This window comes from Silanimonas sp. (assembly GCF_044377035.1).
In the GTDB taxonomy this organism is placed as follows: domain Bacteria; phylum Pseudomonadota; class Gammaproteobacteria; order Xanthomonadales; family Xanthomonadaceae; genus Silanimonas.
In genome coordinates, this window is sequence record NZ_JBILJW010000017.1 from 1 (window position 1) to 23,703 (window position 23,703).

Annotated in this window: 27 protein-coding genes; 7 read left to right on the forward strand and 20 right to left on the reverse strand. The window is 70.3% G+C overall.

Annotation, left to right across the window (positions count from 1 at the left end):
* Positions 1-65: 65 nt before the first annotated feature.
* The 8 genes from ACIQ6S_RS10260 to ACIQ6S_RS10295 all read right to left on the reverse strand — a co-directional run bounded on the left by ACIQ6S_RS10260 (position 66) and on the right by ACIQ6S_RS10295 (position 6,442).
* Entirely contained in the window at positions 66-284 is a 219-nt protein-coding gene (locus ACIQ6S_RS10260; protein ID WP_397608280.1) for an EAL domain-containing protein, read from the reverse strand.
* Positions 285-1,211 (reverse strand): IS110 family transposase, encoded by a 927-nt coding sequence (locus tag ACIQ6S_RS10265; protein ID WP_397608281.1) that lies wholly within the window; start codon positions 1,209-1,211, stop codon positions 285-287.
* 195 nt (positions 1,212-1,406) lie between these two features.
* Positions 1,407-2,423: a phosphotransferase family protein gene (locus ACIQ6S_RS10270; RefSeq protein ID WP_397608282.1), complete on the reverse strand. Its 1,017-nt coding sequence runs from the start codon at positions 2,421-2,423 to the stop codon at positions 1,407-1,409.
* Positions 2,420-3,631 carry an acyl-CoA dehydrogenase family protein gene (locus tag ACIQ6S_RS10275; protein WP_397608283.1) on the reverse strand — a complete coding sequence of 404 codons (1,212 nt, stop codon included), beginning with the start codon at positions 3,629-3,631 and terminating at the stop codon, positions 2,420-2,422. Before ACIQ6S_RS10275 ends, ACIQ6S_RS10270 begins: the two co-directional genes overlap by 4 nt.
* Positions 3,632-3,641: 10 nt before the next feature.
* Entirely contained in the window at positions 3,642-4,325 is a 684-nt protein-coding gene (locus ACIQ6S_RS10280; RefSeq protein ID WP_397608284.1) for a histidine phosphatase family protein, read from the reverse strand.
* A 3-nt stretch (positions 4,326-4,328) separates the two neighbouring features.
* Entirely contained in the window at positions 4,329-4,844 is a 516-nt protein-coding gene (locus ACIQ6S_RS10285) for a DUF4426 domain-containing protein (RefSeq protein ID WP_397608285.1), read from the reverse strand.
* Positions 4,845-4,860: 16 nt separating this feature from the next.
* Positions 4,861-5,697 carry a pyrroline-5-carboxylate reductase gene (proC, locus tag ACIQ6S_RS10290; RefSeq protein WP_397608286.1) on the reverse strand — a complete coding sequence of 279 codons (837 nt, stop codon included), beginning with the start codon at positions 5,695-5,697 and terminating at the stop codon, positions 4,861-4,863.
* Positions 5,698-5,764: 67 nt separating this feature from the next.
* Entirely contained in the window at positions 5,765-6,442 is a 678-nt protein-coding gene (locus ACIQ6S_RS10295) for a YggS family pyridoxal phosphate-dependent enzyme (protein WP_397608287.1), read from the reverse strand.
* Positions 6,443-6,528: 86 nt separating this feature from the next.
* On the opposite strand from ACIQ6S_RS10295, the gene ACIQ6S_RS10300 reads away from it, so the two are divergent.
* Genes ACIQ6S_RS10300 through ACIQ6S_RS10310 form a run of 3 tightly spaced genes read left to right on the forward strand, consistent with a single transcriptional unit; the run spans position 6,529 to position 9,620 of the window.
* Positions 6,529-7,566, forward strand: coding sequence for a type IV pilus twitching motility protein PilT (locus tag ACIQ6S_RS10300; protein WP_298344564.1), 1,038 nt, complete (start codon positions 6,529-6,531; stop codon positions 7,564-7,566).
* A 47-nt stretch (positions 7,567-7,613) separates the two neighbouring features.
* A complete protein-coding gene (locus tag ACIQ6S_RS10305) occupies positions 7,614-8,744 on the forward strand; it encodes a PilT/PilU family type 4a pilus ATPase (protein ID WP_397608288.1) in 1,131 nt (376 codons plus the stop codon).
* 60 nt (positions 8,745-8,804) lie between these two features.
* Positions 8,805-9,620, forward strand: coding sequence for a methyltransferase, TIGR04325 family (locus ACIQ6S_RS10310; protein ID WP_397608289.1), 816 nt, complete (start codon positions 8,805-8,807; stop codon positions 9,618-9,620).
* A 1-nt stretch (position 9,621) separates the two neighbouring features.
* On the opposite strand, the gene ACIQ6S_RS10315 is transcribed toward ACIQ6S_RS10310, so the two are convergent.
* The gene (locus ACIQ6S_RS10315) at positions 9,622-10,380 is read right to left on the reverse strand and encodes a hypothetical protein (protein ID WP_397608290.1); all 759 of its coding nucleotides are present in this window, start codon (positions 10,378-10,380) and stop codon (positions 9,622-9,624) included.
* A gap of 73 nt (positions 10,381-10,453) precedes the next feature.
* On the opposite strand from ACIQ6S_RS10315, the gene ACIQ6S_RS10320 reads away from it, so the two are divergent.
* The 3 genes from ACIQ6S_RS10320 to ACIQ6S_RS10330 are packed head-to-tail and all read left to right on the forward strand — an operon-like array spanning position 10,454 to position 12,435.
* Entirely contained in the window at positions 10,454-11,014 is a 561-nt protein-coding gene (locus tag ACIQ6S_RS10320) for a YqgE/AlgH family protein (protein ID WP_397608291.1), read from the forward strand.
* A 13-nt stretch (positions 11,015-11,027) separates the two neighbouring features.
* Positions 11,028-11,471 (forward strand): Holliday junction resolvase RuvX, encoded by a 444-nt coding sequence (ruvX, locus tag ACIQ6S_RS10325; protein WP_397573054.1) that lies wholly within the window; start codon positions 11,028-11,030, stop codon positions 11,469-11,471.
* 31 nt (positions 11,472-11,502) lie between these two features.
* Positions 11,503-12,435 (forward strand): aspartate carbamoyltransferase catalytic subunit, encoded by a 933-nt coding sequence (locus tag ACIQ6S_RS10330; protein WP_397608292.1) that lies wholly within the window; start codon positions 11,503-11,505, stop codon positions 12,433-12,435.
* A 9-nt stretch (positions 12,436-12,444) separates the two neighbouring features.
* Here ACIQ6S_RS10330 and ACIQ6S_RS10335 read toward each other — a convergent pair whose 3' ends face one another.
* The 3 genes from ACIQ6S_RS10335 to mgtE form a co-directional block, all read right to left on the reverse strand.
* Positions 12,445-14,412 (reverse strand): alpha/beta hydrolase family protein, encoded by a 1,968-nt coding sequence (locus ACIQ6S_RS10335; RefSeq protein ID WP_397608293.1) that lies wholly within the window; start codon positions 14,410-14,412, stop codon positions 12,445-12,447.
* A 72-nt stretch (positions 14,413-14,484) separates the two neighbouring features.
* Positions 14,485-15,183, reverse strand: coding sequence for a hypothetical protein (locus ACIQ6S_RS10340; protein ID WP_397608294.1), 699 nt, complete (start codon positions 15,181-15,183; stop codon positions 14,485-14,487).
* Between the two features lie 2 nt (positions 15,184-15,185).
* Positions 15,186-16,547: a magnesium transporter gene (gene mgtE / locus ACIQ6S_RS10345; protein WP_397573058.1), complete on the reverse strand. Its 1,362-nt coding sequence runs from the start codon at positions 16,545-16,547 to the stop codon at positions 15,186-15,188.
* Positions 16,548-16,678: 131 nt separating this feature from the next.
* Here mgtE and ACIQ6S_RS10350 point away from each other — a divergent pair, with 131 nt between their 5' ends.
* Positions 16,679-17,059: a hypothetical protein gene (locus tag ACIQ6S_RS10350; protein ID WP_397608295.1), complete on the forward strand. Its 381-nt coding sequence runs from the start codon at positions 16,679-16,681 to the stop codon at positions 17,057-17,059.
* Between the two features lie 21 nt (positions 17,060-17,080).
* Here the strand turns inward: ACIQ6S_RS10350 and ptsP are convergent, their stop codons facing one another.
* From ptsP to ACIQ6S_RS10390, 8 genes are all read right to left on the reverse strand, one after another.
* Positions 17,081-18,805, reverse strand: coding sequence for a phosphoenolpyruvate--protein phosphotransferase (ptsP, locus tag ACIQ6S_RS10355; RefSeq protein ID WP_397608296.1), 1,725 nt, complete (start codon positions 18,803-18,805; stop codon positions 17,081-17,083).
* Complete coding sequence (locus ACIQ6S_RS10360; protein ID WP_297866121.1) at positions 18,805-19,074, reverse strand: HPr family phosphocarrier protein; 270 nt, start codon at positions 19,072-19,074, stop codon at positions 18,805-18,807. Before ACIQ6S_RS10360 ends, ptsP begins: the two co-directional genes overlap by 1 nt.
* Positions 19,067-19,459 (reverse strand): PTS sugar transporter subunit IIA, encoded by a 393-nt coding sequence (locus tag ACIQ6S_RS10365; RefSeq protein WP_397608297.1) that lies wholly within the window; start codon positions 19,457-19,459, stop codon positions 19,067-19,069. The genes ACIQ6S_RS10360 and ACIQ6S_RS10365 overlap by 8 nt, the downstream gene beginning before the upstream one ends.
* Positions 19,460-19,514: 55 nt before the next feature.
* Positions 19,515-20,375 (reverse strand): RNase adapter RapZ, encoded by an 861-nt coding sequence (gene rapZ / locus ACIQ6S_RS10370; RefSeq protein ID WP_397608298.1) that lies wholly within the window; start codon positions 20,373-20,375, stop codon positions 19,515-19,517.
* Complete coding sequence (gene hprK, locus ACIQ6S_RS10375) at positions 20,372-21,325, reverse strand: HPr(Ser) kinase/phosphatase (protein WP_397608299.1); 954 nt, start codon at positions 21,323-21,325, stop codon at positions 20,372-20,374. The genes rapZ and hprK overlap by 4 nt, the downstream gene beginning before the upstream one ends.
* A gap of 13 nt (positions 21,326-21,338) precedes the next feature.
* Positions 21,339-21,809 (reverse strand): PTS IIA-like nitrogen regulatory protein PtsN, encoded by a 471-nt coding sequence (gene ptsN / locus ACIQ6S_RS10380; protein WP_397608300.1) that lies wholly within the window; start codon positions 21,807-21,809, stop codon positions 21,339-21,341.
* Between the two features lie 30 nt (positions 21,810-21,839).
* Positions 21,840-22,166, reverse strand: a complete 327-nt coding sequence (hpf, locus tag ACIQ6S_RS10385; RefSeq protein ID WP_297866125.1) for a ribosome hibernation-promoting factor, HPF/YfiA family — start codon at positions 22,164-22,166, stop codon at positions 21,840-21,842.
* Positions 22,167-22,264: 98 nt separating this feature from the next.
* Positions 22,265-23,698 (reverse strand): RNA polymerase factor sigma-54, encoded by a 1,434-nt coding sequence (locus ACIQ6S_RS10390; RefSeq protein WP_397608301.1) that lies wholly within the window; start codon positions 23,696-23,698, stop codon positions 22,265-22,267.
* Between the last annotated feature and the right edge of the window lie 5 nt (positions 23,699-23,703).

The window sequence follows — 23,703 nt, forward strand, 5'->3', positions numbered from 1 at the left end:
ATCGACTACAACGAGCACCGCCCCCACGACGCCCTTGGCGGCATGACGCCCGCCGAGTTCCGAAATCACCACGAGGCCAGAAGCTCTACTTTCGAACTGTCCGCTTGACGGGGGAGGTTACGTCTCGCGAACTGATCGTCGATCTTCAAGGTCTTCACCGGAAGGCTCTTGAATTCGCCGAAAGACGAGATGCCAGCACCGAAGTCGTCCAGCGCCACTTGAGTGCCCAGTGCGCGGACTTGCTCGACCTCTGGGCCGGCGTCCTGACGATCCGCCCCTTGCACTCAGTCGGGCGCCAGCTCGCCGCTGGCCCGGAGCTCGTCGCGTCGCCGGGCGTTGACGATGGTGAGGAGCTTGCGCATGCAGGCCACCAGCGCGACCTTCGCCGGCTTGCCGCGGTCGCGAAGCTGCCGATAGTGCGCCTTCATGGCCGGGTCGCAGCGCACGGCGGAGAGGGTGGCCATGTACAGCGCCACCCGCATGCTGGCCCGCCCGCCACGGATGCGGCGTCTGCCCTGGCTGTTGCCGCTTTCCCTCGCCATCGGCGCGACACCGACGAGCTTGGCGATCTGCCGGCGGCTCAGTCGTCCCAGCTCGGGCAGCAGGGCGAGGGTCGTGGCCTGGAAGATCGGCCCCATGCCCTTCGATGAGCGGATGGCCGCTGTGCCATTCGCGTCGACGAGGACCTTCATGGCCTGTTCGATGGCCGCGAGTTCCCGCCGGAGGGCCGCCATGGTGCGGTGGATCAGGGTGCGCACTGCGGTCGGGGTGCGATTGGCCTGCTGTTTCTGCGCTTGGAGGGTGATGACGACCTGTCCGCGGCGGCGCAGCCAAGCGCGCAGTTCGCGTTGCCACGGCGGTGCCGGGACGTGGCAGCGCAGTCGATCGCGGAAAAGCCGCGCGAACAGGCAGAGCAGCCGCGCATCGATGGCGTCGGACTTGGCGAGTTCACCGATGGCGCGGGCAAAGGCGTTCGACTGTCGGGGGTTGATCCGCGCCACGTGGAGCCCGGCGTCCACGCAGGCGTCCAGTAGCGCGTCCTCGTAGCCGCCGGTGGCTTCGACGACCACGAAGGCATCGTCGAGGCCGGCCAGCCCGCGAATGAGCTTCCGTCGCCCGGCAGCATCGTTGCTGAAACGGGTGGTCCGGGCTCGCCCGTCGATGGCGAGATCGAGGAAGTCCTTGCCGACATCCACACCTGCGGCCGTCATCACGATGCTCCGAGGGAAGGGGAAGCCGTGGGAGCCGGCGTGCGTCCCTTGAGGAGCTACGGTGGCGCGGCACCCAAGCGTTATCGGGCGCGCACGCCGGTCTCCCGGTGCCTACATTAGGGAAACGCGCCGCCGCTGTTCTTCGGGACCTTGATTCCAGCCATCGTCGGCCAGACTGCTCGTCCAGCGCGCGCCTCAGCCCAGCGCCTTCATCCCCGAGGCGGCGAGCAGTTCGACCATCTGCCCGGCCTGCTGCGCCTGCTCGCTGCTGGCGTTGCCCTGTTCGGCGCGCTTGGCCACGCCCTGCGCGATCGCCGCGAGGCGGAAGAAGCTGAAGGCCAGCACGAAGCCCCAGTCGTCGGGGATCGCGCGGCCGGTTTTCGCGGCATAGCGCGCCAGCAGTTCGCGTTCGGAGGGAATGCCGAGAGCGGCGCGGTCCATGCCAGCAAGGCCGGGCAGGGCGGGATTGCGCGGCAAGCGCAGGGCCATGCAGAAGTAGCCGAGATCGGCGAGCGGATGGCCCAGCGTGGCCAGTTCCCAGTCCATCACCGCGAGCACGCGCGCTTCGTCCTTGGCCCACATCAGGTTGTCGATGCGGAAGTCGCCGTGCACCAGCGCGACGATGCCGTCATCCGCCGGGCAGCGCTTCGGGAGTTCTGAAATCAGCGCGTCCATCGCCGCGATGTCGCGCGTGCGGCTCTGCGCGTACTGCTCGCTCCAGCGCGCGATCTGGCGGGCAAAGTAGTTGCCGGGCTTGCCGAAATCGGCGAGCCCCGCGGCCGCCACGTCGACGCCATGGATGGCGGCGAGCGTGTCCATGATCGATTCGAAATGCGCCGCGCGTTGCTCGGGCGAGTGGTTCGGCAGCGCCGGGTCCCACTCGACGCGGCCGTCGACGAAGTCCATCACGTAGAACATCGAGCCGATCACCGCATCGTCCGTGCACAGCCAGTGCGGCGTGGCCACGGGCACGCGGCCCTGCAACGCCTCCAGCACGCGGAACTCGCGGTCGACGGCGTGCGCCGAGGCGAGCAGCGCGCCCGGCGGCTTGCGGCGCAGCACATACGTTCCGGAGGCGGCGTCGAGGCGGTAGGTCGGGTTGCTCTGGCCGCCCTTGAACTTCGTCGCCGTCAGCGGGCCGCGGAAGCCCGGGATCGCGGCTTCGAGCGCGCTGGCGAGTGCCGCCTCGTCCAAGGCGAAGGGCGTGCTCATGCGCGGTGCGCCTTCAACATGCCCTTGGCCAGCGAGGCGAGGTGCACTTCATCCGGGCCGTCGGCGAGGCGCAGGCAGCGTGCGCCGGTGTAGGCGGCCGACAGGAAGGGATCGGCGAGGCCGCCGGCGCCATGGATCTGGATGGCGCGATCGACCACCGCGCAGGCCATGCGCGGCGCGACGATCTTGATCATGCCGATGGCGTCCTTCGCGCCCTTGTTGCCCTTGGCGTCGAGCTGGGCGGCGGCGTCGAGCGTGAGCAGGCGGGCCTGCTCGATCTCGCAGCGCGACAGCGCGATCGCCTCCTGCACCATGCCCTGCGCGCCGAGCGGCTTGCCGAAGGCGATGCGGCTTTGCGCGCGCGCCACCATCATCTCCAGCGCGCGCTGCGCCATGCCGATGGTGCGCATGCAGTGGTGGATGCGCCCCGGGCCCAGCCGCGCCTGCGCCAGCGCGAAGCCCTGGCCTTCGCCGCCGATGAGGTTCGCCGCGGGCACGCGCACGTTGGTGAATTCGAGCTCGACGTGGCCGCCCGGGGCATCGTCGTGGCCCAGCGCTTCGAGCGGCCGAACCACGCGCAGGCCGGGCGTGTCCATCGGCACCAGCACCATCGCGTGCCGGGCGTGCGGCTCGGCCTCCGGCGTGGTCACGCCCATGACGATGAGGATGCGGCAGCGCGGGTCGCCGGCGCCGGTGATCCACCACTTGCGGCCGTCGAGCACGTAATGATCGCCGTCGCGGCGGATGCGCAGGGCGATGTTGGTGGCGTCCGAGGAGGCCACGTCCGGTTCGGTCATCGCGAAGGCCGAGCGGATCTCGCCGCGGAGCAGCGGTGCCAGCCACGCGGCCTTCTGCTCCGGCGTGCCGAAGTGTGCGACCACCTCCATGTTGCCGGTGTCGGGCGCGTTGCAGTTGAAGACTTCGCTGGCCCAGAGCACGCGGCCCATGCGCTCGGCCAGCGGTGCGTAGTCGAGGTTCGAAAGGCCGGCGCCGTGCGTGGCGTCGGGCAGGAACAGGTTCCACAGGCCGGCGGCCTTCGCTTCCGATTTCAGCGTTTCGATGCGCGGGCAGACCGTCCAGCGCGTGGCCGGGTCGGACGCCCAGGCGTGCACCTCGGCTTCGGCCGGCAGCACACGCTCGGCCATGAACGCAGCAAGCCGGGCATCGAGCTCGCGGGCGCGGTCGGAGAAGGGGAAGAGCGGGCTCATCGGCAGTCCTTCAGAAATGGGTCCACAGCCGGCGGTCGTGCGCGAGGTGCGGCAGGGTGTTGAAGCTGCCGAAGCGCAACCGCCCCTGGCGGGCGCTGAACTCGTTGATCGAGGCGTTGCGGATGGCGAGGTTCAGGTCGACGGCGCGGGCCGCCGGCACCTCGAGCGCCTGCTGCGCGAGCCGGGCGATGACGCCGCCCGAGCTCACCACGAGGGTCGGGCCGTCGCCAGTTGCGTCCGCCGCGGCCGCACCGGCCCGCGCCACGCGCTCGCCAAACACGCCCCAGCGTTCGGGGACGGCCTCCAGTTCGTCGTGCGCCCAAGCGTGGATGGCGGCGTACAGCATCGGGCCCACCACCGTCGGGTCGTGCGAACCGGCGCGGGCGCGCATGTCGGCATCCGCGCGCTCGACGAGGTAGGCGCGGATCACCGCGCCGTGGTCGAACTCGTTGAGGTCGGCGTCCTCTTCCGGCTCGGGCAGCGGATGCCCGGCCTCGGCGAAGGCGCGGCGGATCGCTTCGAAGGTCTCGCGGTGCCGGCGCATGGCACCGACGCGCACGCGGGCGAAGCCGTGCGGCTCGCGGGCGAGCCAGGTGCCGAGGTGGCCGGCCTGCGTCCAGCCCAAGGGCGAGAGGCGGTCGTAGTCGTCGGTGCCGTAGCTGGCCTGGGCGTGGCGGACGAAGAGCAGGGCCATGCGTCAGCGCGCCGGAATCGCGGGCCAGAACGCCTGCGCGTAGCGGGCGTTGATCGGGGTGCCGCCTTCCGGCGTCACCACCAGTTCGAACACGATGTCGTCGCGCTCCTCGATGCGGGCTTCGCCGAGGTAGTAGATGGCGCCGCGATCGCGCACCTCGCGCAGGTTCAGCGATTGCCGCTGCCCGGCGCCGTTGATGGCGGTGGCCTCGATGCGCGCCGTCACCGCGACGGCTGTGGCCGCACGCGGGCCCTTCATCACCGAGACGTTGAGCAGCGCACGGTTCGCCGAGCGCGTGATGCCATAGCGCGTGGCGATTTCCGGCGTGAGCTGGGTGCTCGGCATCGCGTTGTAGTGCACGGTGAACTCGCCGGACTGCGTGCTGTTGAGTCCCGAGCTGAGCGTCAGCGAGGGCTTCGGCGGAGGCGCGGCCGGCGGCGTGGCGCTGGCCGTGGGCGCGACGAGCGCGGCGGCGAGCACGACGCCGATCAGCGGCAGGGCAGTTTGGAAGGCGGGCATGGCGGAAGGCTCCGGATCAGTCGTTCGCCGCGGAGAGTTCCGCGCCGCGGCTCCGCGCAGCGTGAATGGCCGCGGCGACCAGCGGCGTGAAGCCGCCGGCGGCGAAGGCGTCGAGCGCGGCCTGCGTCGTGCCGTTCGGCGAGGTGACGCGCTGTCGCAGCGTGGTGGCGGTTTCGCCGCTTTCCTTGAGCATTCGTGCGGCACCGGCGAGGGTCTCGACGACCAGCGTGCGCGCGGCGCCGGCGGGCAGGCCCTCGGCCTCCGCGGCGGCCTGCATCGCCTCGGCCAGCAGGAACACGTAGGCCGGACCGCTGCCCGAGGCCGCGGTGACGGCATCCATCAGCGCTTCGTCGTCGATCCACACGGTCTCGCCGGCGGGCTTGAGCAGGGTATCGGCGAGGGACTTCTGCGCGGGCGTGGCGGCGTTCGTGGCGTACAGGCCGGTGACGCCGGCGCCGAGCAGGGCGGGGGTGTTGGGCATGGTGCGCACCACCGCGATGCCGCCGCCCAACCAGCGGTCGAGCTGCGCGCTGGTGATGCCGGCGGCAATCGAAACCACCAGCGGGCGCTGCGCCTGGGCCAGCGGCGCCAGCGCCTCGCAGACGCCGCGCAGCACCTGCGGCTTGGTCGCCAGCACCCACACCGCGCCCTTCGATGCGGCGGCGGCGTTGTCCTCGGTGGTGACCACGCCGAACTCCGTGGCCAGGCCCTCGCGGTTGGGCGCGTAAGGCTCGCTGACATGGATGTCATGGGCCGATGCGCCGCCGCGGACCATGCCGCCGATCAGGGCGCGGGCCATGTTGCCGCCGCCGATGAAGGCGACCGGAGGAAGGGCGGTGGGGCTCGGGCTCATGGGTTCGCGGGTAAGGAGGCGGAAGCCCTGCATCATGGCCGGCCCGCGCGGCGTTCGGAACCCCGGCTCAAGCCTTCGTTGGGCGAGCCCCGAACAGCGCGGAGCCCACGCGCACCAGCGTCGCGCCCTCGGCCACGGCCAGCGGCCAGTCGTCGCTCATGCCCATCGAGAGGGTGTCGCAGCCCGGGTGCTGCGCCCGAAGGGCGTCGAAGAGCGCTCGCATGCGCGCAAAGGCGACGCGTCGGTGTGCTTCGTCCGGGTGCGGCGCGGGAATGGCCATCAGGCCGCGCAGCGCGAGGCGGGGCAGGGCGGCGGCCTGGTCGGCCAGCGCCATCACGTCGGTGGGCGCACAGCCGGACTTGCTGGCTTCGCCGTCGATGTTGACCTGCAGCAGCACGTTCAGAGGGCCGCGATCGGCCGGGCGTTCTTTGTCGAGCAAGGGCAGCAGTTTGGCGCGGTCGACCGACTGCACCCAGTCGAAGTGGCAGGCGGCCTCGCGGCACTTGTTGCTCTGCAGGGGGCCGATCAGGTGCCACTCCAGCTCCAGGTCGTCCAGTTCGCGCTGCTTGGCCAGCGCCTCCTGCACGTAGTTCTCGCCGAAGGCGCGCTGGCCGAGGCCCGCGAGGGCGCGGACCGCCTCAGCGGGCTGGGTTTTCGACACCGCGACGAGACGCGCCGAAACCCCGGCCGCGGGGTGGGCGAGGGCGTCGACGAGCGGGCGGTAGCGGGCTTCCAGAGCGTCCATGGGCTGGGGCTATACTGCCGGAGAACGTGCCGTCGCACGACGGTGTGCGACTCAATCGGCTTCGACCGGCTCTGGGGAGTGAACGAATGGATATCGCGGAACTGTTGGCCTTCTCGGTCAAGAACAAGGCCTCCGACCTGCACCTCTCGGCCGGCCTGCCGCCGATGATCCGCGTGGACGGCGACGTCCGCCGCATCAACATCCCGGCGCTCGACCACAAGACCGTGCACGCGCTGATCTACGACATCATGTCGGACAAGCAGCGCCGCGATTACGAGGAATTCCTCGAGACCGACTTCTCGTTCGAGATCCCGGGGCTCGCGCGCTTCCGCGTCAACGCCTTCAACCAGAACCGCGGCGCCGGCGCCGTGTTCCGTACCATTCCCTCAGAAATTCTGACGCTGGAAGACTTAAACGCGCCGCGCATTTTCCGCGAGCTCATCGACCAGCCGCAGGGCTTGATTCTGGTCACTGGCCCGACCGGCTCGGGCAAGTCCACCACGCTGGCAGGCATGGTCGACCACATCAACAAGAACGAGTACGCGCACATCCTGACGGTCGAAGACCCGATCGAGTTCGTGCACACCTCGCAGAAGTGCCTCGTCAACCAGCGCGAAGTGCACCGCGACACCCACGGCTTCAACGAGGCCCTGCGCTCCGCGCTCCGCGAAGACCCCGACTACATCCTCGTCGGCGAGCTCCGCGACCTCGAGACCATCCGCCTGGCGCTGACCGCCGCGGAAACCGGCCACCTGGTATTCGGCACCCTGCACACCAGCTCCGCGGCAAAGACCATCGACCGCATCATCGACGTGTTCCCCGCTGGCGAGAAGCCGATGGTGCGCTCCATGCTCTCGGAATCGCTGCGCGCTGTGGTGTCTCAATCGCTGCTGAAGAAAGTGGGTGGTGGCCGAGTTGCGGCACACGAAATCATGGTCGGCATCCCGGCCATCCGTAACCTGATCCGCGAGGACAAGGTGGCCCAAATGTACAGCTCCATCCAGACCGGCCAGCAGTACGGTATGCAAACGCTCGACCAGTGCCTCCAAGACTTGCTGAAGCGCGGGCTGATTACCCGCGCGCAGGCGGCCACTTACGCCAAGGACAAGCGCATCTTCGAGTGATCGAACGCGTCGACTGAGCGCCCACGAGAACCGGCCGGAGCCCCCCAATGAGCAGCATCGATTTCACCTCGTTCCTCAAGCTGATGGCGCACAAGAAGGCGTCCGACCTGTTCATCACGGCCGGCGTCCCGCCGTCCATGAAGCTGCACGGCAAGCTGGTGCCGATCACCCAGGAGCCGCTCACGCCCACGCAGAGCCGCGACCTGGTGCTGAACGTGATGAACCCCTCGCAGCGCGAGGAGTTCGAGAAGACCCACGAGTGCAACTTCGCCATCGGCCTCGCCGGCGTCGGCCGCTTCCGCGTGTCGTGCTTCTACCAGCGCAATCAGGTCGGCATGGTGTTGCGCCGGATCGAGACCAAGATCCCGACCATCGACGAGCTCAACCTGCCGGCGGTGATCAAGACGCTGGCCATGACCAAGCGCGGCCTGATCATCTTCGTCGGCGCCACGGGTACGGGTAAGTCGACGTCGCTGGCGGCGATGATCGGCTACCGCAATATCAACTCCTCGGGCCACATCATCACCATCGAGGACCCGATCGAGTTCGTGCACAAGCACGAGGGCTGCATCGTCACCCAGCGCGAGGTCGGCATCGACACCGACAGCTGGGAGGCGGCGCTGAAGAACACCCTGCGCCAGGCGCCCGACGTCATCATGATCGGCGAGGTGCGCACCCGCGAGGGCATGGACCACGCCATCGCCTTCGCCGAAACCGGCCACTTGGTGCTGTGCACGCTGCACGCGAACAACTCGAACCAGGCGATGGACCGCATCATCAACTTCTTCCCGGAAGAGCGGCGCAACCAGCTGCTGATGGACCTGTCGCTCAACCTGAAGGGCATCGTGGCCCAGCAGCTGATCCCGACGCCGGACGGCAAGGGTCGTCGCTGCGCGATGGAGATCCTGCTCGGCACGCCGCTGGTGCAGGACTACATCCGCGACGGCGAGATCCACAAGCTGAAGGACGTGATGAAGGAGTCCACCCAGCTGGGCATGAAGACCTTCGACCAGGCGCTGTTCGAGCTCTACCAGTCCGGCGAGATCACCTACGAAGACGCGCTGCGTTACGCCGACTCGGCCAACGAGGTGCGCCTCAAGATCAAGCTCGCGCAGGGCGGCGACGCCCGCACGCTGTCGGCGGGCCTGGACGGCGTGGAAGTCTCGAAAGTCGAGTAATCGCCTCGCCGGCAACAAGGGAACGGGCCACCCCCCGATGGCCCGGATGCAAGGGCGTGCATGTACCTCCATCGCTGGTTTTCACGGGCCGGTCGGCTCCTCGATCGCCTTCCGCCGTTCACCTGGATCAACCGCGCGGTCTACCGCCGCGCGTTCGCACGGAACCGCCACGAGAACCTCTTCCTCGGGCGCTATGCGAGCTTCGCCGAGGCCGCTGCCGCCGCCCCGCCGGTCAAGCCGGTCGGTTACGACAATGCCGATTCGGTCGCGCTCTATGGCGACGAACTGCGGCCGCGTGATTACCCGGCGGTGTTCTGGATCGATCGCCTCGTGCGCGCGGGCGCCCGCCGCGTCTTCGACCTCGGCGGCTACACGGGCATCAAGCACTATGGTTTCGCCCGCCTGATCGATTACCCGGCCGACCTCGTCTGGACCGTTGGCGACGTGCCGGCCGTCGTCGAGGCGGGGCGTCGCGTGGCGGCCGAGCGCGGCATCGAAGCACGCCTGAGATTCACCGCCGACCTCTCTGCCGTCGCCGAGGCCGACCTGCTGTTCGCCTCGGGCAGCGTGCAGTTCCTCGAGGAGTCGCCCGGCGCGCTGCTGTCGCGCACCGGGGCTCGGCCGCGCTGGATCCTGCTGAACACCTCGGCCATCCATCCGAAGCACTCGTACATCACGCTCAACAGCATCGGGACCGCGTCTTGCCCCTACCGCGTGCAGTCGCGCGATGCGTTGGTGGCCGAGCTCGAGGCGCTGGGCTACCGGCTGCTCGACGAATGGCGCAACCCCGGCAAGGGCATCACCGTGCCCTTCCACCCGGAACTGGACCTCGAGGAATACCGCGGCTTCTGCTTCGAGCGCGTCGCTTCGGCCTGATTCAGCCGCCGGCCTGGTAGCGACCGATGTCGAAGCCGCCCACCTCGAACTCGATCGGGTCGGCGCGGCCGTCCACCGGCGCGATGCGCACGCGGGTGGCGGCGTCGAGCGCACGGATGAAGCCGGCATCGTCCTTGATGAACAGCGCCGGCCGCGTGCCGGTGCTCGAGGCTTCGCCGGCGAAGCGCTTCGGCGGGGCCTCGTCCAGCGTGATGTTGAACGCGCAGGGGCGGCCGCACTCGAACGCGCCGTCCTCGATGACGAGGTAGACGCTCTGGCCCCAGCGCGGATCGTCGCGCAGCACCAGTTGCACGGTCGGGACGACGGCGAAACTGGCGGGGTCGTCCGCGTCGGGACGCCGGTTGCGCATCGAGGCGGCTTTCTGCGGGTCGGATTCCCCGGCGATGGGCGTCGACACGTAGCTCCATAGCGCCTTCAGGCGTTCGCTCTCGACCTGCGTCTTCGCCGTCTCGCGCAGCGCGTCCAGGCCCTCCGACACTTCGGTGGCGGCGGCCGTGCCGGGGCCGTCGGCGAGGATCACCTCGGCGCTGGCGACGGCAATGCGGGCGTCGCCGCGTGCCCTGGCGTCGCGGTAGACCTGCAGGGTCGGGGCCATTGCCGCTTCGCGGGCGGCCGCGGCGGCTTCGGCGGCTGCACGCTGCTCTTCCGGGCTCGGGCCGCAGGCGGCCAGTGCCAACACGGCGGCCGCCAGCAGGGCAGGGCGGAGGCGGAGGACGGACAGGCGGGAGGGCTGGGGCATGGGTGCGTCAGGCTGGGGCCGGCCTTCAGCTTAAGCGCACCCCCGCTCGGGGCGCACGGCCTACAATGCCGGCATGCCGCTGGAAAACACGCTCTCGTCGTCGCTTCTGCTCGCCATGCCCGGTATGGACGATCCGAATTTCGCCCGCACTGCGGTGCTGGTCTGCCAGCACGACGGCGACGGGGCCATGGGCGTGGTGCTGAACCGCCGCACCGACGTGCTGCTCGGCGAGTTGTTCGAGCAGCTCGGCATCGAGGGCGCCTCGCACGAGATGATGGGCCGCCAGGTGCTGTGGGGCGGCCCGGTGCAGGTCGATCGCGGCTTCGTGCTGCACGACGACCCGCGGCCGTGGCCCTCGACCCTGCGCTTCGGCGGCTTCAGCCTCACCAGTTCGCGCGAGATCCTGCACGCCATGGCGCGCGGCGACGGCCCCGAGCGCTACCTCGTCATGGTCGGCCATGCCGGCTGGGGCGGCGAGCAGTTGGAAGGCGAACTCGCGCAGAACGCGTGGCTCACCGTGCCGGCGCCCGAGGCCATGGTCTTCGACACCGACAGCGAGCTGCTGTGGCAGGTGGCGGCGGGCCAGATCGGCGTCGACATGGCGAACATGGCCGATTACAGCGGCCACGCGTGAGCGGCGCTCGCGCATGAGCCTCGGTGCGGTGCTCGGCTTCGACGTCGGCGCGAAGCGCATCGGCGTCGCCGTCGGCAACGGCATCACCGGCACCGCCAGCGAACTCGGGCTGATCGAGGTGCGCGACGGCATCCCGGATTGGGCGCGCTTCGAGAAGCTGTTGAAGGAGTGGGCTCCGGTGCAGCTGATCGTCGGCGACCCGCTCACCTTCGATGACGACGACCCCGACCCGCCAGCCCGCCAGCGCGCTCGCGGCTTCGCCCGTGCCGCTGCCAAGCGCAGCGGGCTGCCGGTGGTGATGGTGGACGAACGCCGCAGTTCGAAGGAGGCCGCCCGCCGCTTCGCCGACCAGCGCCGCGCCGGCATCAAGCGCCGCAGCCACGCCGAAGAGATCGACGCTCTCGCCGCCGTGGTGATCGTCGAGCGATGGCTCGCCGGCGGCAACGACCCGACCTGACCCGACTATTTCCCGAACCGATCCCGCCGCCATGACGACCGAACGCCTGCGCCACCTGCTCACCCTCGACGGCCTCGGCGGCGACCGCCTCGACGCCCTGCTCGACACCGCCGAGGCCCTGCACCCCAATGCCCTCGGTGGCACGGCGCTCCGCCACGTGCTGGCCGGTCGGACGGTGTGCAACCTGTTCTTCGAGAACTCGACGCGCACGCGCAGCAGCTTCCAGCTGGCAGCGCAGCGCCTCGGCGCCGACGTGCTGAATTTCGACATCAGCGCTTCGTCGGTGAAGAAGGGCGAGAGCGCGCTCGACACGCTGCGGACGCTCGAGGCGATGGGCATCGATGCCTTCGTCGTGCGCCACGCCGAGAACGGCGCCGTCGCGGCGCTGGCTGCGGGCGCGAAGCCGACGACCTCGCTGTTGAACGCCGGCGATGGCCGCAGCGCGCACCCCACGCAGGGCCTGCTCGACATGCTGACGATCCGCCAGCGCAAGGGTCGCGATTTCGGCGGCCTCTCGGTGCTGATCGTCGGTGACGTGCTGCATTCGCGCGTGGCGCGCTCCGACCTTCATGCCCTGCGCCAGCTCGGCTGCCGCGACATCCGCGTCTGCGGCCCGGCCAGCCTGCTGCCCGGCTCGAACATCACCGCCGGCTGCACGGTCGGCCAGAACCTCGACGCGATGGTCGAAGGCGCCGACGTGGTGATGATGCTGCGCCTGCAGCGCGAGCGCATGGAGGAGGGCCTGGTGCCCTCGCTCGACCAGTACTTCCGCGAGTACGGCCTGACGCCGGCGCGTCTGGCGCGCGCCAAGCCGGATGCGATCGTCATGCATCCCGGCCCGATGAACCGCGGCGTCGAGATCGCCGACGCCGTGGCCGACGGCCCGCAGTCGGTGATCCTCGACCAAGTCGCGAACGGCGTCGCGGTGCGGATGGCGGTGCTCAAGCACCTGCTCGGCGGCTGACCCGCCGCGTCACGGTGCCGGCAGGTGCCGGCGCAGGAAGGTGAGGAGCCGCGTGGCGCGATCGCGCCGGTTTTCGAGCGCGTAGAACCCGTGGCCTTCGCCCTCGTACACCTTCATGTCGACGGCCACGCCCTTCGCGCGGAGCGCTTCGGCGAACGCGGTCGTCTGCGACGGCGGCGTGCGCTGGTCGAGCGCGCCGGCATGCAACAGCACCGGGTCGGCGATGTCGGCCACGCGGCGGATCGGCGAGATCGCGGCGCGATCGACGTCGCCGATCGAGTTGCCCACGGCCTCGCGTGCCCGACGGTAGCGACCGACGTCGGCGGATTCCTCCCAGGTGGTGAGGTCGTAGAGCCCAACCTCGCCGACGCCGCAGGCGAACATCTCCGGGTCGTTGGCGAGGGCCAGCATCGACGCATAGGCGCCGTAGCTGCCACCGACGGCGCACCATCGGCCCGCCGCGCCGTGGCCCTCGCGGTTCGCCCACGCGACCGCGTCTTCGAGATCACGCTGCATGGCGGCGCCCCATTGGCCGCGGCCGGCTTCGAGAAAGGCGGCGCCGCGGCCGGAAGAGCCGCGGAAGTTCACTTGCAGCACCCCGTAGCCGGCCTTCGCGAGCAGCTGCACCGTATCGTCGAACAAGCCCTCGTCGCGGACGCCGATGGGACCGCCGTGCGGCATCAGCACCATCGGTACCGGGCCCTCGGCCGCGCCGATCGGGCGCGTCAGGAAACCATGCAGTTCGAGGCCATCGCGGGCCTTGAACTGGATCGGCACCGACGGAACCAGTTCGGAGGCCTCGACGCCGTCGAGCAGGGCGGCGATGCGCTCGAGGCGCTTCGTCGCCGGGTTCCACAGGTGGAAGGTGCCCGGATCGCGGTCGGAGTACGAGGTGATCAGTCGGATGTCGTCGGGGCCGGACGCCGGGCCGACGTCGATGGCTTTCCCGGCCAGCAGCGAGGCCAGCGCGCGATGCACGGCAGCGACCTCGTCGCCATTGTCGAAGAAGACGCTGGTGCGATCGCCCCCGACCGGGCGCACGCCGATCGGCGTGCCGTCGCCTGTGCGATGCACGACGCCGGGATCGAACACCGGGTGTGACCAGGCGGCCTGCCATTGGCCGTCCGCGATGCCGCGCCATTCCAGCCGGCTCGGGCCGGAAGCCTGCTGGCGCTGGAACAGGATGCGCTGGCCGTCGGCCGAGAAGCCCAGGGCGTACCAGGCCTGTCCTTCGCGCTCCGCACGATGCAGCAGGGTCCATTCGGCGCTGTCGGATTCCCGGTACCAGGTCTCGTAGATGTCGTTGCCGGGCGAGCCCTGCGCGATGCGCACCTGCCCATCGGCATCCGTGACGAAGCCGGCATTCGCTACCGGCGAGCGCGCGACGCGGGTCACGCGGCCGGTGGAAAGCTCCGAACGGTGGACTTCCGGGATGGGGGCGAGGCCTTCGAAGGCCTGCAGGTGCAGAAGCACATGGTCGTCGTCCTTGGCGAGCCCGTCGAGCAGCTCGGCACCGACGCCGCGCGCATCGGTACCGCGCAGCAGGCCGCTCACCTGGCTGTTCAGTGCCGCGGCTTCACCTTCGCGGAGGTCGAGCCGGTAGAGGATGCCCGTGGGCATCGGGGCCTCGTACTTGTCGAAGCGCTTGAGCAGCCGGGCCAGCACCACGTGCGGCGACACCCAGACCGGATCGACGACATGGGTGTCCTCGCCGAAGCCCATGTGGGCAGCGATGCCGCCGTCGGCGCGGCGCAGCACCACGATGATCGTCTTGTCGCCCTGGGCCATCTGCAGCGCGAGGTGCGCGCCGTCGGGTGACAGCGCCACGTCGCCGATGCGGGGTTCGACCACCAGTTGCTGCACGAGGTCTTCGATGCGGTGGCTCGAAGGCGTCGGCGCGGCGCTGGATGGCGAAACCGCGCCGGCAAGCAGGGCAGTGGCCAGCATCAGCGCGGTGGGCGCGGCGATCCGTCGCATGTCGGGGGTCCTTCGGGGGCGGTGTCGGGGAAGCCAAGCGTCCCGATTCGGGCCGCCCGGTGCAAGCGCCCGTCAGCGCGCGAGCACGTCCGCCTGTGGCGTGCCGTCCATCGGCTCCAGCGTGGTCTCCGCGACGGCCAGGCCTTCGGCATCGAGCCGGTAGCGGATCACGCGGACGAAGCCCGCGCTTGGGCTCGCGTTGTCGTCGTCGTCGCGGTACAGCGGGAAGCTGCGGACCAAGGCATCGCCCTGCACGCCGAACTGGTCGCGGCCGCGCCATCCGATGGCCGCCTCGTCGTCGAGGGTCGGCGCCTGGATCGCCGTGGCGCCACCGGCGGCGTCGAAGCGCCATCCGCGCACGTCCCCTTCGGCCGAGCTCCCGCCGCTGCGCGTCCAGAGCAGCAGTTCGGGCGCGGAATCGCCGTCGAGGTCGGTGGCGAAGGCCTCGGCGAGGCCGCCGACCACGTCGAGCCGAAGGCGCTGCGGGGCGGCGCCGACCGTGGCGGTGAGCACCAGCACGTCGATGCGCGTGGCATCGCCGACGGTGGCGGTATCGAGATCGAACTGCCAGCCCGAACCGGACAGGCGAAGGCTGCGGATGACCGGTGTGTCCGCCGCTGGCGTGCCCGTGGGTTCCGCCTCGATGGCCGTAGGCGGGATGTGCGGCGTGGCCGCAGGGGTAGGTGGCGCGGGATCTCGGCCGTTTTCGCCGCATCCCGCCAGGGTCGCCGTGGCGACGAGCAGCAGTGCGAGGCGGCCCGGCGCGCGCATCGTCAGTGCATCAGGAAGACGGTGGCGAGGCCGAGGAAGGCGAAGAAACCCATCACGTCGGTCACGGTGGTGAGGATTACGCCGCCGCCGACCGCCGGATCGACGTTGAAGCGGCGCAGCAGCATCGGCACCAGCACGCCCGCGCAGGCCGCGAAGCCGAGGTTGATCACCATCGCGGCGAAGATCACCGCGGCGATGCCCGGGCTGCGGAACCACGCCAGCGTCACCGTGGCGACGACGAGGCCGAGCAGCACGCCGTTCATCAGCGCGATGCGGATCTCCTTCCAGACCAGCGTGCGCAGGTTGGCGGCGGAGACCTGGCCCAGGGCGAGGCCGCGCACCATCAGGGCCAGCACCTGCGTGCCGGCGTTGCCGCCCATGCCCGCGACGATGGGCATCAGCACCGCGAGGGCAACCACTTCCGCCAGCGTGGCCTGGAAGCGGCCCACGACGCTGGCGGCCAGGAAGGCGGTGCCGAGGTTGATGCTCAGCCACAGGAAGCGGCCGCGGAAGGCGCGCAGCACCGGGCTGAACAGGCTCTCGTCCTCGCTGACGCCGGCCGCGGAGAGCACCTGGTAGTCGGCCTGCTCGCGGATGATGTCGACGACGTCGTCGATGGTGATGCGGCCGAGCAGCACGTTGTTGTCGTCCACCACCGGCGCCGAGATCCAGTCGTGGTCGGAGAACTGCCTTGCCACCTCGTCGGAAAGGGTGTCGACGGCGATGGCGGGCTGCTCGCCATCCATCAGCGTGTTGATCGGCGTCGTTGGTTCGTGCGTGAGCAACTGGGCCAGCGCGATGCGGCCGAGGTACTGGTGGCGGCGGCTGACGACGTAGAGGTGGTCGGTGTTCTCGGGCAGTTCGCCGCGCAGGCGCAGGAAGCGCAGCACCACGTCGACGCTGACGTCGGCGCGCACCGTCACCACGTCCGGGTTCATCAGGCGCCCGGCGCTGTCCTCGGGATACGACAGCACCTGTTCGAGGCGCTCGCGGTTCTCGCGGTCCATCGACTTCAGCACCTCGTCGATGACCGTGTCGGGCAGGTCCTCCATCAGCTCGGCGAGGTCGTCGATGTCGAGGTCCTCGACCGCGGCGACGAGCTCGTCGGCGTCCATCGCCGCGATCAGGCCCTCGCGGACCTCGTCGTCGACGTGCAGCAGCACTTCGCCGTCGTCTTCCGGATCGACGAGGCCCCAGACCACGTCGCGCTTGGCCGGCGGCAGCGATTCGAGCAGGTTGCCGATCTCGGCCGCCGACAGCGAGTTCACCAACCGGCGCACGGGCCCGAGCCGCCCGCTGTCGAGGGACTCCGACAGCATGCGCAGCTGGTGGGCGGTGCGTTCGTGGCGGGCGGCGTCGACCATCGAGGAGCCTGAGCGTGCAGGGCGCGCGCATTATGGCCCTTGGGCGCGGGGGCGAACAGCGCGCCGCGCGTGCTTGCGGCGTTCATCGAGGCTCCGGCACGCTGGTGCACCGTCGATCGGAGCTGCCGACCATGCGAATTCCTGCCATCGCCACCGCCGCCCTGTTGCTCGCCGCCTGTGCGCCCGGCGAGATCGTGCCGACGGAACCGATGGCGCTCGACGGCGTGCGCTTCGAGGTGGAGGCCTTGCCGCAGGCTGAGGGCGCCTGCGATCCGGCACAGCCTTTCCCGGCGCGCGTCACCTGGGACGTCACCGACTGGACCGACCCGAAGTTCGACTTCCTGCTGCGCAGCACGAACGGCCAGCTGTTCGCCCGCCACAACACGGCGAGCGGGGAGCACGTGACCGATCCCTACGCGCACGAAGGTCTGTGGATCCTCCTCGTCGACCGCAACACGCAGCTGCTGGTCGCCGCGACGCCGGTGCCCGCGCTGGTCTGTCCTGCCGATTGAGTCGCGCGCCGACGCGGCGGCTCAGAGGGCGCGCACGCGCTCCAGCCAGCGCTCCACTTCGGCGCGCTCGCGGCACTGCAGCAGCGAGGCCGCCCGGCGCCTGAGCTTGCCGACGTCTGCGGCGCGGATCGCTTCGCGGACTTCCAGCACGGCGCCCGGATGCACGCTGAAATCCCGCAGGCCAAGCGCCAGCAGCAGCGGCACATCCTCGGCGCGTGCCGCCAGTTCGCCGCAGACGTGGATCGGCAGCCTGGCATCGCGCGCCTGTGCGAACAGCTGGTGCAGAAGGCGAAGCACCGCCGGGTGGCGCTCGCTGTAGAGGCCGTCGAGTGCTTCGTGCGTGCGGTCGGCGGCCAGCAGGTATTGCACGAGGTCGTTGGTGCCGACGGCGGCGAAGTCGATCAGGTCGGCGTAGTCCAGCAGCGTCAGTGCCGCGGCGGGCACCTCGACCATGACGCCGAAGCGCACGTGTTCACCGATCGGCACGCCGTCGTCGCGCAGCCGCGCGGCCAGCGCATTGAGCCGGAACTTGACCGCTTCGATTTCCTCGCGAGCGGTGACCATCGGCACCAGCACGCGAACCGGGCCGAAGGCAGAGGCGCGCAGCATCGCGCGCAGCTGGGCATCGAGCAGCATCGGCCGCGACAGCGACAGGCGCACGCCGCGCAGTCCCAGCGCGGGGTTCGGTTCGTTGCGCAGGGTGAGGCCGCTGTTGTCGGCCTTGTCGGCACCGAGGTCGAGCGTGCGCAGGGTCACCGGCTTGCCGGCCATGCCGAGCACGGCATCGCGGTAGGCGTGGAACTGCTCGTCCTCGTCGGGCACCTGCGCGCGGCCCATGAACAGGAACTCGGTGCGGTAGAGGCCGATGCCGTCCGCGCCCATCGACAGTGCCTCGGCGATCTCCTCGCGCCGTTCGCCGTTGGCGTACAGGCCGATGTCCATGCCGTCCTGCGTCCGCGTCGGCGCCCGCTTCAGGCGGTCGAGCTGGGCGCGCTTCTTCTCGATCTTCGCCCGGGCGACGTGGTAGCGGGCGAGGTCGTCGGCGTTGGGTTCGACCACCAGCAGGCCGTCGCGGCCATCGACCAGCAGGGCATCCCCGTCGTTGACGTGCGAGAGCGCATCGGCGCAGCCCACCACCATGGGCAGGTGCAGGCCGCGCGCGATGATCGCGCTGTGCGACAGCGGGCTGCCGGCGCGCGTCACCACGGCCAGCAGCTGCTGGCGCGACAGTTCGGCGAGTTCGGCCGGGGCGATGTCGTCGGCGACGAGGATCTCGCCGGCGAGGCCCAGCTGGCCATCGTCCGCGCGGCGGTGCAGGGCGGCGTGCACGCGGCCGATCACGTGGTCGAGGTCGTCGAGCCGCGTGCGGAAGTAGTCGTTGTCCATCGCCTCGAACACCGCGGCGAGGCGGTCGCGCTGCAGCTTCAGCGCGTAGTCGGCGGAGTAGCGCCCGGTCTGGATCAGGTCGCGCAGGCCGGCGCGAAGCTCCGGGTCGTCGAGGATCAGCACGTGCAGGTCGAGGAACTCGCCGATCTCCTGCGCCAGCGCGCCGTGTAGCTTCTCGCGCAGCCCGCCGAGTTCGTCGCGGGCAGCCTGCATGGCGGCGTCGAGGCGGGCCAGCTCGGCTTCGATAGCCTCCGGCGCGATGGTTTCCTCGGAGAGCGTGAGGACGTGCGGGTGGCGGACGCGGGCGCGGCCGAGGGCAAGGCCCTTCGACGCCCCGACGCCGGCCAGCGCGCGCCGCATCAGCTCTCCTCGTCGAAGCGTCGGGCGAACAGGGCTTCCGCGGCGGCCATGGCCTCGGTTTCGTCCGGACCGTCGGTGCGCAGCGTCACCGTGCTGCCCTGTCCCGCCGCGAGCAGCAGCACGCCCATGATGGATTTCGCGTTCACCTCGCGGCCGCTACCCACGAGGGTGGCCTGCGCCTTGAAGCCGCCGAGCAACTGCACGAGCTTGGCCGAGGCCCGCGCGTGCAGGCCGAGGCGGTTGATGACGGGGATCTGCCGTTCAAGCATCGTCGAGCACCACGCCGTTGCGGCCGCCGTTGGCCGCGGTTCGCGCCAGGTCCTCGAGGCCCTGGTCGCCGTAATTCATCACCCGCAGCAGCATCGGCAGCGACAGCCCGGCCACGCGGCGGCAGGGCGAAGCGATCTGCGTGAGCTGGTGGGCCAAGCGCGCGGGTGAGGCGCCATAGACGTCGGTGAGCAGCAAGGCGCCGTCGTCGCCCATCACCTTCTTCAGCGCCGCGCTGGCGCGCGGAAGTTGCACGGCGAGGTCGGCGTCGAATTCGAGCTCGAACGCCCGCGCCTCCAGCGGCAGCTTGCCGAGCAGGCGCGATGCGGTTTCGAGCAGGGCGTTGCCGAGCCCGGGATGGGTGACGAGGAGGATGCCGACGGCCATGCATCGAACCTTAGCAAACCCCCATGGCGCGTCGGCAAGCGCCGACGCCGCGGGCTCACTCCAGTTCGCGGTGGTAGGTGAGGGCGTCGTCGCGTCCGAGCTCGCGGAAGTGCGCCGCCAGCGTCTCGGCCAGATAGACCGAGCGATGCCGGCCGCCGGTGCAGCCGAAGGCGATCGTGAGGTAGCTGCGGGTTTCGGATTCGAAGCGCGGCAACCAGCGCTCGACGAAGCCCCGGACCTCGGCGACGTAGTCCTGCACCTCGGCGATGCCGGCGAAGTGCGCCTGGATCAGGGCGTCGCGGCCGGTCAGCGGCCGCAGGGCCGGGTCCCAGTGCGGGTTCGGCAGGCAGCGGGTGTCGAAGACGAAATCGGCGTCCACCGGCAGGCCGCGCTTGTAGGCGAAGCTCTCGAACAGCACGGTGAGGCCCGGCCGGCGTCCGGCTTCCAGCTCGGTGAGCACGAGCTTGCGCAGCTGGTGCACGTTGAGCGCCGTGGTGTCGAAGACATGGTCGGCCAGGGCGCGCACCGGGCGCAGCACCTGGCGCTCCAGCGCGATGGCGTCGGGCAGGGCCAGGCCGAGCTGCGACAGCGGATGGCGCCGGCGGGTGTCGGAATAGCGCTTCACCAGCGTTGCGTCGGCCGCGTCGAAGAACACCAGACGGTGCTGGTAGCCGCGTTCGCCGACCGCCGAGAGCCATTGCCCGATGCTGCCCAGGTCGGCGTGGTGGTTGCGCACGTCGATACCGACCGCGAGCTTCTGGTGCGTCTCGCTGGTGCCGACGCTGTCGACGAAGCCGGGCAGCAGGTCGGCCGGCAGGTTGTCGACGCAGTAATAGCCGAGGTCCTCGAGCGTCCGCAGGGCGACGGACTTGCCGGCCCCCGACAACCCCGAAACGACGGTGAGGGAGCGGCTCATGGCGCGGCCTTGTCGAGCAGCGCGGAGTGGCGCGCGAGGAAGGCGGCCGCCGGATCGTCGCCCTTGGCCCGCAGGATGTGCAGGCGGGCGGCGGCTTCGGTCAGCACCGCGAGGTTGCGGCCCGCGGCCACCGGCAGGTTGATCACCGGGACGTCGAGGCCGAACACCGGGCGCGCAGCGGTCTCGCCGGTCAGCCGCGAGAGGCCTTCCACGTCCACCGCCTCGCCGGGACGCACGAGGTTGACGATCAGGCGCAGGTACTTGTTCCGCTTCACCGCGGTGTCGCCGAACATCTGGCGGATGTTCATGATGCCGAGGCCGCGCACTTCCAGCAGGTCCTGCAGCAGCTCGGGGCAGGTGCCGTCGAGCACGTCGGGCGCGATCTGGGTGAACTCCGGAGCGTCGTCGGCGACGAGGCGATGGCCGCGCGAGATCAGCTCCAGCGCCAGTTCGCTCTTGCCGAGCCCGGACTCGCCGGTGATCAGCACGCCGATGGAATAGATCTCGATGAACACGCCGTGCAGCGTGATGCGCGGCGCCAGCGCGCGCGCCAGCACGTATTGCAGTTGCGAGAGCAGTTCATGGCCGGCCTGCGGCGAGATCCACAGCGGCGTGCCGGTTTCCTCGGCGATGTCGCGCAGGTCGGTGGGGCAGCCCTGGTCGCGGGTGATCACCAGCGCGAGCGGCCGGAAGTCGACGATCTTCTGCAGGGTTTCCCAACGCTGCCGGGCGTCGAGCGAATCCAGCCACTGCAGCTCTTCGCGGCCGAGGATCTGCAGCTTGTTCGGGTGGATGACGTTGAGGTAACCCACCAGCGACGGCCGCCGCGTGCGGTGTTCCTCGGCTTCGAGGGCGCGGTCGCCGCCGGCCTGGCCGGACAGCCAGCGCAGCCCGAGCCGGTCGCGGTGCTGTTCGAAGAGTTCGCGGGCGCTGAGTCGGCGCGGCAGCATGCGCGGGGCCGTCTCAGGCCGCCGCGGAGTGGCCGGGACGCCAGTCGGCGACGAGCCGGAACAGCGCCTCGCTGTCGGTGGCGGCTCGCAGCCGGGCGCGGAAGCCCTCGTCCGCGAACATCTCGGCGAGCTGGGCGAGCAGCACGAGATGCTGCTGGGTGAAGTGTTCCGGCACCGCCAGCGCGAACAGAAGGTCGACCGGCTGGCCATCGCTGGCACCGAAATCCACCGGCTCGGCGAGGCGGATGAAGGCCCCTGTCGCGACCGTCAGTGCCGGACTGCGGCCATGCGGAATGGCGACGCCGTGGCCCAGCCCGGTGCTGCCGAGGCGCTCGCGCTGGCAGAGGCTGTCAAAGAGGGCGCGTTCGCGCTCGGCATTGCCTTCGCCAAGCAGCTGGGCCAGTTGTTCGAGCAGGCGTTTCTTGGAAGAAACCTTGGCGCCCGCGAGTACGCGCGCGGGCGCCAGGAGGTCGAGGAGGTGCATGGGGATGGGGCTTGTGGGGCCGCGATGCCTTCAGCCGAAGCTGCCGGAGCGGACCGCGGATTCGCCGCGGTGGTGGTCGGTGATGCGCTCTTTTTCCTTGAGCACGATGCGGTCGAGCTTGTCGACCAGCAGGTCGATGGCGGCATACATGTCGGCGGCCTCGGCTTCGGCGTGCAGCGCCTTGCCGCGGGGGGTGAACGTGGCTTCGGCCTTGTGCTGGAGCTTGTCGACGGAAAGCAGGACGCGCACGTCGAGATGGTGGTCGAAATGGCGGGAGATCCGCTCGAGCTTCGCCGTCACGAAGTCCTTCAGGGCCGGGGTGATGTCGATCTGGTGGCCGCTCACTTCAAGGCGCATGGGCGCGTTCTCCTTGCTGGGACAAACAAACCTTCACTAGGAGGCAGCATACGCCCCTCGGGGGAGGGGGCGAAGGGGAACCACGTCAAATTTCGATGTCAGCGTTGCCCGCGCTCGGAGGAGGGCGGGAGGCCCAGCCCTTCTCGGTATTTCGCCACGGTGCGCCGCGCCACGGCGATGCCCTCGGCCTTCAGTGCATCGGCAAGCGCTTGATCCGAAAGCGGTTTCCCGGCGGGTTCGGCCTCGATCATCTTGCGGATCATGGCCTGCACGGCGGTGGACGAGGCCGCGCCCCCGTGCTCGGTGGCCAGCCCGGCGCTGAAGAAGAACTTGAACTCGAAGGTGCCGCGGGGGGTGCGCAGGTACTTGCGCGTCGTGGCGCGCGAGATCGTCGATTCGTGGAGATCGAGCTGCTCGGCGACGTCGCGCAGGGTGAGTGGCCGCATCGCTTCGAGGCCGTGGTCGAGGAAGGCGCTCTGCGTGCGGACGATGGCCTCGGCCACCCGCTGCAGGGTTTCGCCGCGGTTCTCCAGGGCTTTGATGAGCCACCGTGCTTCCTGGAGCTGGCCGCGAAGGTAGGCGTCGTCGTCGCGACTGCAGCGCCCGATCAGGCCTTGGTAGTGCGAGTTCAGCCGGAGCCCGCCACCACCGCGGGCCATGCGGACGCGCCAGACGCCGCGCTGCTTCAGCGCGATCGCATCCGGCTGCACGTATTCGGCCGGCGCACCGTCGAAGCGGGCGCCGGGCTTCGGGTCGAGCGCCTTCACGAGCGCGATGGCTTCGACGAGCGCGGTGGTGTCGACGCCGAGATCGGCGGCCAGCCGGTCCGGGCGCTGCCGGGCGATGGCGTCGAGGTGCGCCGCCACCAGCCGCTGCGCGAGGGCCAGTCCCGGCGTGTCGACGGACAACGCGGCGAGCTGCAGGCCCAGGCACTCGGCGAGGTCACGCGCACCGCAGCCGATCGGATCGAACTGCTGCACGAGGCGCAGCAGCGCCCGCACGTCGTCCAAGGTGACGTCGAGCGCGGCGGGCAGGGCGGCGGGCAAGGCCTCCAGCGGCTCGCGCAGGTAGCCGTCGTCGTCCAGCGCATCGATCACGGCTTCGCCGATGGCTTCGTCGCGGGCGGAGTGCACGCTCATCCGGAGCTGCCAGCGAAGGTGTTCATGCAGACCCGGTGCGGCGCCGGCGTCCTCGCGCTCACCATCGTCGTCATCGCGCTGGCGCGGGCCGGCATCGTCGTCGCCGAGCGTCCAATCCTCATCGGTGAACGCTTCGTCGACCTCGTCGGCCGCCTCGGCGCCGGCGCCCTCCGCATCCTCCGGCGCTTCGTTCGCGGGGCTGTCGTCCAGCGTCGCGGCGGCACCCTCGTCGTCGCCCGGTTCGGCGAGTTCGAGCAGGGGGTTCGATTCGACGGCGGCCTGCAGTTCGGCCTCGAGTTCGATCTGCGAAAGCTGCAGCAGGCGGATGGCCTGCCTCAGCTGCGGCGTGAGTGCCAGCGCCGTGCCGAGCTTGGCCTGCAGGGCGGGCTTCATGGCCG

Bases quoted from the DNA above. Each gene is read 5' to 3' on its own strand.
- ACIQ6S_RS10265 (WP_397608281.1), bottom strand. From the start codon at position 1,211: ATGACGGCCGCAGGTGTGGATGTCGGCAAGGACTTCCTCGATCTCGCC.
- ACIQ6S_RS10270 (WP_397608282.1), bottom strand. From the start codon at position 2,423: ATGAGCACGCCCTTCGCCTTGGACGAGGCGGCACTCGCCAGCGCGCTC.
- ACIQ6S_RS10275 (WP_397608283.1), bottom strand. From the start codon at position 3,631: ATGAGCCCGCTCTTCCCCTTCTCCGACCGCGCCCGCGAGCTCGATGCC.
- ACIQ6S_RS10280 (WP_397608284.1), bottom strand. From the start codon at position 4,325: ATGGCCCTGCTCTTCGTCCGCCACGCCCAGGCCAGCTACGGCACCGAC.
- ACIQ6S_RS10285 (WP_397608285.1), bottom strand. From the start codon at position 4,844: ATGCCCGCCTTCCAAACTGCCCTGCCGCTGATCGGCGTCGTGCTCGCC.
- proC (WP_397608286.1), bottom strand. From the start codon at position 5,697: ATGAGCCCGAGCCCCACCGCCCTTCCTCCGGTCGCCTTCATCGGCGGC.
- ACIQ6S_RS10295 (WP_397608287.1), bottom strand. From the start codon at position 6,442: ATGGACGCTCTGGAAGCCCGCTACCGCCCGCTCGTCGACGCCCTCGCC.
- ACIQ6S_RS10300 (WP_298344564.1), top strand. From the start codon at position 6,529: ATGGATATCGCGGAACTGTTGGCCTTCTCGGTCAAGAACAAGGCCTCC.
- ACIQ6S_RS10305 (WP_397608288.1), top strand. From the start codon at position 7,614: ATGAGCAGCATCGATTTCACCTCGTTCCTCAAGCTGATGGCGCACAAG.
- ACIQ6S_RS10310 (WP_397608289.1), top strand. From the start codon at position 8,805: ATGTACCTCCATCGCTGGTTTTCACGGGCCGGTCGGCTCCTCGATCGC.
- ACIQ6S_RS10315 (WP_397608290.1), bottom strand. From the start codon at position 10,380: ATGCCCCAGCCCTCCCGCCTGTCCGTCCTCCGCCTCCGCCCTGCCCTG.
- ACIQ6S_RS10320 (WP_397608291.1), top strand. From the start codon at position 10,454: ATGCCGCTGGAAAACACGCTCTCGTCGTCGCTTCTGCTCGCCATGCCC.
- ruvX (WP_397573054.1), top strand. From the start codon at position 11,028: ATGAGCCTCGGTGCGGTGCTCGGCTTCGACGTCGGCGCGAAGCGCATC.
- ACIQ6S_RS10330 (WP_397608292.1), top strand. From the start codon at position 11,503: ATGACGACCGAACGCCTGCGCCACCTGCTCACCCTCGACGGCCTCGGC.
- ACIQ6S_RS10335 (WP_397608293.1), bottom strand. From the start codon at position 14,412: ATGCGACGGATCGCCGCGCCCACCGCGCTGATGCTGGCCACTGCCCTG.
- ACIQ6S_RS10340 (WP_397608294.1), bottom strand. From the start codon at position 15,183: ATGCGCGCGCCGGGCCGCCTCGCACTGCTGCTCGTCGCCACGGCGACC.
- mgtE (WP_397573058.1), bottom strand. From the start codon at position 16,547: ATGGTCGACGCCGCCCGCCACGAACGCACCGCCCACCAGCTGCGCATG.
- ACIQ6S_RS10350 (WP_397608295.1), top strand. From the start codon at position 16,679: ATGCGAATTCCTGCCATCGCCACCGCCGCCCTGTTGCTCGCCGCCTGT.
- ptsP (WP_397608296.1), bottom strand. From the start codon at position 18,805: ATGCGGCGCGCGCTGGCCGGCGTCGGGGCGTCGAAGGGCCTTGCCCTC.
- ACIQ6S_RS10360 (WP_297866121.1), bottom strand. From the start codon at position 19,074: ATGCTTGAACGGCAGATCCCCGTCATCAACCGCCTCGGCCTGCACGCG.
- ACIQ6S_RS10365 (WP_397608297.1), bottom strand. From the start codon at position 19,459: ATGGCCGTCGGCATCCTCCTCGTCACCCATCCCGGGCTCGGCAACGCC.
- rapZ (WP_397608298.1), bottom strand. From the start codon at position 20,375: ATGAGCCGCTCCCTCACCGTCGTTTCGGGGTTGTCGGGGGCCGGCAAG.
- hprK (WP_397608299.1), bottom strand. From the start codon at position 21,325: ATGCTGCCGCGCCGACTCAGCGCCCGCGAACTCTTCGAACAGCACCGC.
- ptsN (WP_397608300.1), bottom strand. From the start codon at position 21,809: ATGCACCTCCTCGACCTCCTGGCGCCCGCGCGCGTACTCGCGGGCGCC.
- hpf (WP_297866125.1), bottom strand. From the start codon at position 22,166: ATGCGCCTTGAAGTGAGCGGCCACCAGATCGACATCACCCCGGCCCTG.
- ACIQ6S_RS10390 (WP_397608301.1), bottom strand. From the start codon at position 23,698: ATGAAGCCCGCCCTGCAGGCCAAGCTCGGCACGGCGCTGGCACTCACG.